Annotated in this window: 5 protein-coding genes; all 5 read left to right on the top strand. The window is 72.9% G+C overall.

Going from position 1 to position 5,613, the window contains the following annotated elements:
- Positions 1-1,075, top strand: a 1,075-nt coding sequence (locus C665_RS20990) for a methyl-accepting chemotaxis protein (protein WP_004325668.1), incomplete at its 5' end; no start/stop codon positions are given.
- A 16-nt stretch (positions 1,076-1,091) separates the two neighbouring features.
- Positions 1,092-1,457 carry a response regulator gene (locus C665_RS18075; RefSeq protein WP_004325667.1) on the top strand — a complete coding sequence of 122 codons (366 nt, stop codon included), beginning with the start codon at positions 1,092-1,094 and terminating at the stop codon, positions 1,455-1,457.
- Positions 1,458-1,468: 11 nt separating this feature from the next.
- Positions 1,469-1,804: an STAS domain-containing protein gene (locus C665_RS18070; protein WP_004325666.1), complete on the top strand. Its 336-nt coding sequence runs from the start codon at positions 1,469-1,471 to the stop codon at positions 1,802-1,804.
- A complete protein-coding gene (locus C665_RS18065; RefSeq protein ID WP_004325665.1) occupies positions 1,804-4,005 on the top strand; it encodes a chemotaxis protein CheA in 2,202 nt (733 codons plus the stop codon). The genes C665_RS18070 and C665_RS18065 overlap by 1 nt, the downstream gene beginning before the upstream one ends.
- A gap of 47 nt (positions 4,006-4,052) precedes the next feature.
- The coding region (locus tag C665_RS18060) for a methyl-accepting chemotaxis protein (protein WP_004325664.1) at positions 4,053-5,613 on the top strand (1,561 nt) is incomplete at its 3' end.

Here is a 5,613-nt window from a genome sequence, read left to right as displayed (position 1 = left end):
GGCGGGCGTCGTCGGCGTCGCCGGCCTCGCCCTGCCATGGTGGATACTGCGTCGCGAGCGCGCCCGCCAGGCTGACGTCGCGGCGCGCGTGGCCACGGCGGAGCGTGCGCGCCTGGCCGAGCGCGAGGCCTACCTCGCCAGCCTGCAGCAGTTGGCGCAGGCCGCGCTGGCGCGCTGGCACGACCACGTGGGCATCTCGCGCAGCCAGACCGAGACCGCCGTGGGCGCGCTCGCCGGCGAGTTCGCGCACATCCTCGAGCGCCTGCAGGACGCGCTGCTGCGCTCGCGCCAGTCCACCGCCGACCGCGGCGAGGACAGCGTGGTCGGGGTGATCGGCCATGCCCGCGGCGAGCTCGACCGCGTGCTCGCCGGGCTCAACGCCGCGCTCGCCGAGAAGCAGAGCCTGTCGCAGGCGGTCGCCCGCCTCGCCCAGGTCACCGAGGAGCTGATGCGCATGGCGAGCGAGGTCGGCGAGATCGCCAAGCAGACCAACCTGCTCGCGCTCAACGCGGCGATCGAGGCAGCCCGCGCCGGCGAGTTGGGGCGCGGCTTCGCGGTGGTCGCCGACGAGGTGCGCAAGCTCTCCGACCTCTCCGGCGCCACCGGCGAGCGTATCCGCGCCAAGGTCGAGAGCGCCCACGCCGCGATGGCCGAGGCGCTCGCAGCGGCCGAGCACATGGCCCGCGGCGACGCCGTCCTGGTGCGCGACTCCGAGGCGGCGATCGGCAGCGTGGTCGGCCGCTTCGACCAGGTCGGCAACGCCATGGCGCAGGCCGCGCGCGCTCTCGAGGAAGACAGCACCGCGGTGCAGTCCCGCATCGAGGGCGTGCTGGTGCAGCTCCAGTTCCAGGACCGCGTCAGCCAGATCCTCGAGGCGGTGCGCGCCGACATGGCGCGCCTCGCCGCCCAGGTCGCCGAAGACGAGGCCCGCCTCGCCGGCGGGCGGGTGCCGGCGCCGATCGACGTCGCCGCCTGGATCGCCGCGCTCGAGCGCACCTACACCACCCTCGAACAACACGCCCGCCGCGCCGACGCGAACCCCGCCCCGGCTGGCGGCGACATCACCTTCTTTTGAGCAGGAGTACTCCCCCATGTCCAAGACCGTGCTGATCGTCGACGACTCCGCCTCGCTGCGCCAGGTGGTGAGCCTGTCGCTCAAGGGCGCCGGCTACCAGGTGATCGAGGCCTGCGACGGCCGCGACGCCCTCGGCAAGCTCGGCGGCCAGAAGGTTCATCTCATCATCTCCGACGTGAACATGCCCAACATGGACGGCATCGCCTTCGTGCGCGAGGTCAAGAAGAACCCGAGCTACAAGTTCACCCCGGTGATCATGCTCACCACCGAGGCCGCCGAGGAGAAGAAGCGCCTCGGCCAGGAAGCCGGCGCGCGCGCCTGGGTGGTCAAGCCCTTCCAGCCGCAGCAGATGCTGGCGGCGGTGTCCAAGCTGGTGATGTGAGCGCGCCGACCATGGACACCCCTGCACTCGACACCCCCGCGGCCGGCGTCGCCCGCCTCGCCCCCGAGGGCGAACTCGGCATCTACACCGTGGCCGCGCTGCGCGAGGCCTGGCTGCAGGCGCTCGCCACCCACGAAGCGCTAGAGATCGACCTCGGCCGCATCGACGAGATCGACACCGCCGGCCTGCAGCTCATGCTGATGGCCAAGCGCAGCGTCGGGCGCAGCGTGCGCTTCGTCAACCACTCCGCCGCGGTGCTGCGCCTGCTCGACCTCGCCCGCCTCGGCGGCGCGCTCGGCGACCCGCTGCTCGAGGACGCCGCGCCGGCCACGCAGGAGGCACGCTGATGGACCTCTCCCAGGCCCTGGCCACCTTCCTCGACGAGAGCCGCGAGCTGCTCGCGCAGATGGAGGAGATCCTCCTGCGCGCCGAGACCGCCGCGCTGCCGACCGACGAGCTGCACGCGCTGTTCCGTTGTGCCCACACCATCAAGGGCTCGGCCGGCCTGTTCGGGCTGGACGCGGTGGTGCACTTCACCCACGCCGTCGAGAGCGTGCTCGACCGCATGCGCAACGGCGAGCTCGAACTCTCCGACGCCCTGATCAACCTGCTGCTCGAGTCGCAGGACCACATCGCCAGCCTCGTCGCCGCGGTCGCCGCCGAACTTCCTCCGCCCGAGTTCGAGGGCGCGCCGCTGCGCGCCCGCCTCGAAGCCTTCTGCGCCACGACGCCCGCCACCCCTGCCGCACTGCCGGCGACCGTGGCGGGGGGGGACCCGGTCGTCTGCTCCGCGACCGAGGCCGCGCCCGCGCTCGAGGTCGGCGGCAGCGTGGCGCTCGGCGCCGAGCACTGGCACCTGTCGCTGCGCTTCGCGCCCGAGGTGCTCAGGAACGGCATGGACCCGCTCGCCTTCATCCACTACCTGCGCACCCTCGGCGAGCTCGTGCACGTCGAGACCATCGCCGACACCCTGCCCGAGCTCGCCGCCGGCGACCCGGAAAACTGCTACCTCGGCTTCGAGATCGCGCTGCGCAGCACGGCCCCCCGCGCCGAGATCGAGGCGGTGTTCGAGTTCGTGCAGGACAGCGCGCGCATCGTGCTGGTGCCGCCGGCGGCGCGCGTCGAGGAGTACCTCGCCCTCATCGAGGCGCTCGACGAGGACCCGCGCCGACTCGGCGAGATCCTCGTGACCTGCGGCTCGGTCACCGCGCGCGAGCTCGAGGCCGCGCTCGCCGCCCAGCACGTGCAGGCCGAGGCGCCGCGCGTGGGCGAGCTACTGGTCGAGCACGCCGGTGTGCCCGCCCAGGTGGTGCAGGCCGCGCTCGGCAAGCAGAAGGCCGCCGAGGAGCGCCGCGCCAGCGAGACGCGCAGCGTCAAGGTGCCCGCCGACCGGCTCGACGCGCTCATCGACCAGGTCGGCGAGCTCGTCATCGCCGGCGCCGCCACCCAGCTGCAGGCGCAGCAGGCCGGCAGCCGCGCGCTGCAGGAGACCGCCGCCAACCTGCTGCGCCTGGTCGAGGACGTGCGCGACGCCGCGCTGCGCCTGCGCATGACCCCGATCGGCGAGGTCTTCAACCGCTTCCCGCGCGTGGTGCGCGACCTCGCGCGCGAGCTCGGCAAGGACATCGAGCTGGTGATCCGCGGCGCCGAGGCCGAGCTCGACAAGTCCATGGTCGAGAAGATCGGCGACCCGCTCATGCACCTCGTGCGCAACGCCCTCGACCACGGCATCGAATCGCCCGAACGCCGCGCCGCGGCGGGCAAGCCGGCGCGCGGCCGGGTCGAGCTGCGCGCCTTCCACGAGTCGGGCAGCATCGTCATCGAGGTCGCCGACGACGGCGGCGGGCTGGACGCGCGGCGCATCCTCGCCAAGGCCGTCGAGCGCGGCCTGGTCGCGGCGGACGCCGTGCTCTCCGAGGCCGAGATCCACCGCCTCGTCCTGGCGCCGGGCTTCTCCACCGCGGCCGAACTCACCAGCCTGTCCGGCCGCGGCGTCGGCATGGACGTGGTCAAGAGCAGCGTCGATGCGCTGCGCGGCACCCTCGACATCCACAGCGCGCCGGGCTGCGGCACCACGATGCGGCTGTGCCTGCCGCTCACGCTGGCGATCATCGACGGCTTCCAGGTCGGTGTCGCCGGCGCCACCTTCATCCTGCCGCTCGACGCGGTGGTCGAGTGCATCGAGCTGCCGGCCGACGCCGGCGCCGCCGGCTACCTCGACCTGCGCGGCCAGGTCCTGCCCTTCCTGCGCCTGCGCGCCCTGTTCGCGCTCGAGGGCGCACCGCCGCCGCGGCAGAACGTGGTCGTGGTGCGCTTCGGCGGGCGCCAGGCGGGGATCGCGGTGGACCATCTGCTCGGCGAATGCCAGGCGGTGATCAAGCCGCTCGGGCCGCTCTTCGAGCGCGTCGCCGGCATCGCCGGCTCCACCATCCTGGGCAGCGGCGAGGTGGCGCTGATCCTGGACGTGCCACAACTGGTCCAGCGTGCGATCGCGCACGAGGGCCGCGACACCGGGGGTGCGCCGCGGGCGCGCTTCCTTGCTGCATGAATGCTGCAGAAGAAACCGGAAACAGGGGAAAGCGAATGTTCAGGAACATGAAGGTGGGTATGAAGCTGGGGCTGGGCTTCGGCCTCGTGCTGGTGCTGCTGGGGACGCTGCTCGCGGTGGGCATCCTGCGCCTGACCGACATCAAGCACGATGTCGACGTGGTGGTGGACGAGCTGTGGCCCAAGACGCAGCTGCTGCAGGACGGACTGGTCGGGGTCAACGAGATCGCCCTCGGCGGGCGCGAGCTGGTCATCGCCGAGAACGGCGAGCAGATCGGCCGTGCCAAGGACCGCATGCTCGGCGGGCGCGAGCGCATCGGCAAGGCCTGGGACGCGCTCGCGCCGATGCTGGTGCAGCCGCGCGGCAAGGAGCTCTTCGCCGAGGTGCTCGACAGCCGCCAGCGCTTCATCCCGGCGCAGAACCGCCTCATCGAGCTCGTCGAGCAGGGCCGTGCCGACGAGGCGCGCGCCTTCCTGCGCGGCGACTACGACGCCATCGCGGTGCAGTACCGCCAGCGCGTGAACGCGCTCACCGCCTACCAGGGCGAACTGCTCTCCGGTACCGGCAGCGCGACCGCCGCGACCGTCGCCGCGGCCACGCTGACCATGTCGGTGCTGGGCGGCATCGCCCTGCTGGTGGGCGTGGCGGTGGCGATCCTGATCACCCGCGGCCTGCTGCGCCAGCTCGGCGGCGAGCCCGACTACGCCGCGGAGATCGCGCGCAAGGTCGCCGCCGGCGACCTCACGGTGGACGTGCAGTTGCGCGCCGGCGACAGCGCCAGCGTGCTGGCGGCCATGCAACGCATGGTGGGCAGCCTGTCGCACACCCTGGGCGAGGTGCGCGGCGCGGCCGACGCCCTGTCGGCGGCCTCCGAGCAGGTGAGCGCGACCTCGCAGTCGCTGGCGCAGGGCTCGTCCGAGCAGGCCGCCAGTCTGGAGGAGACCTCGGCCTCGATCGAGCAGATGTCGGCCTCGATCGGCCAGAACACCGAGAACGCCCGCGTCACCGACGGCATGGCGAGCAAGTCCGCCGCCGACGCCGACGAGGGCGGCGATGCGGTGCGCGCGACGGTGGAAGCGATGCGTTCGATCGCCGACAAGATCGGCATCGTCGACGACATCGCCTACCAGACCAACCTGCTCGCGCTCAACGCCGCGATCGAGGCGGCGCGTGCCGGCGAGCACGGCAAGGGTTTCGCGGTGGTGGCGGCCGAGGTGCGCAAGCTCGCCGAGCGCAGCCAGGTCGCGGCGCAGGAGATCGGCGAACTGGCCGGCTCCAGCGTGAAGACCGCCGAGCGCGCGGGTGCGCTGCTCGAGCAGATCGTGCCCTCGATCCGCAAGACCGCCGAGCTGGTGCAGGAGATCACCGCCTCGTCCGAGGAGCAGTCGGCCGGCGCGGGGCAGATCAACATCGCCATGAGCCAGATCAGCCAGACCACGCAGCAGAACGCCTCGGCTTCGGAGGAGCTGTCGGCGACCGCCGAGGAGATGAACAGCCAGGCCGAGCAGCTGCAGCGCCTGGTGGCGCAGTTCCGCCTCGACCCGCAGGCGCAGCTCGCCGGCGGCGATGGCGGCGCCGCGCGCACCACCCGCGGCCAGCCGGCGCCTG

This window comes from Thauera aminoaromatica S2 (assembly GCF_000310185.1).
Taxonomy (GTDB): Bacteria; Pseudomonadota; Gammaproteobacteria; order Burkholderiales; family Rhodocyclaceae; genus Thauera; species Thauera aminoaromatica.
The sequence above is the reverse complement of the archived record's forward strand: the minus strand, read 5'-3'. Positions and strand labels throughout refer to the sequence as shown.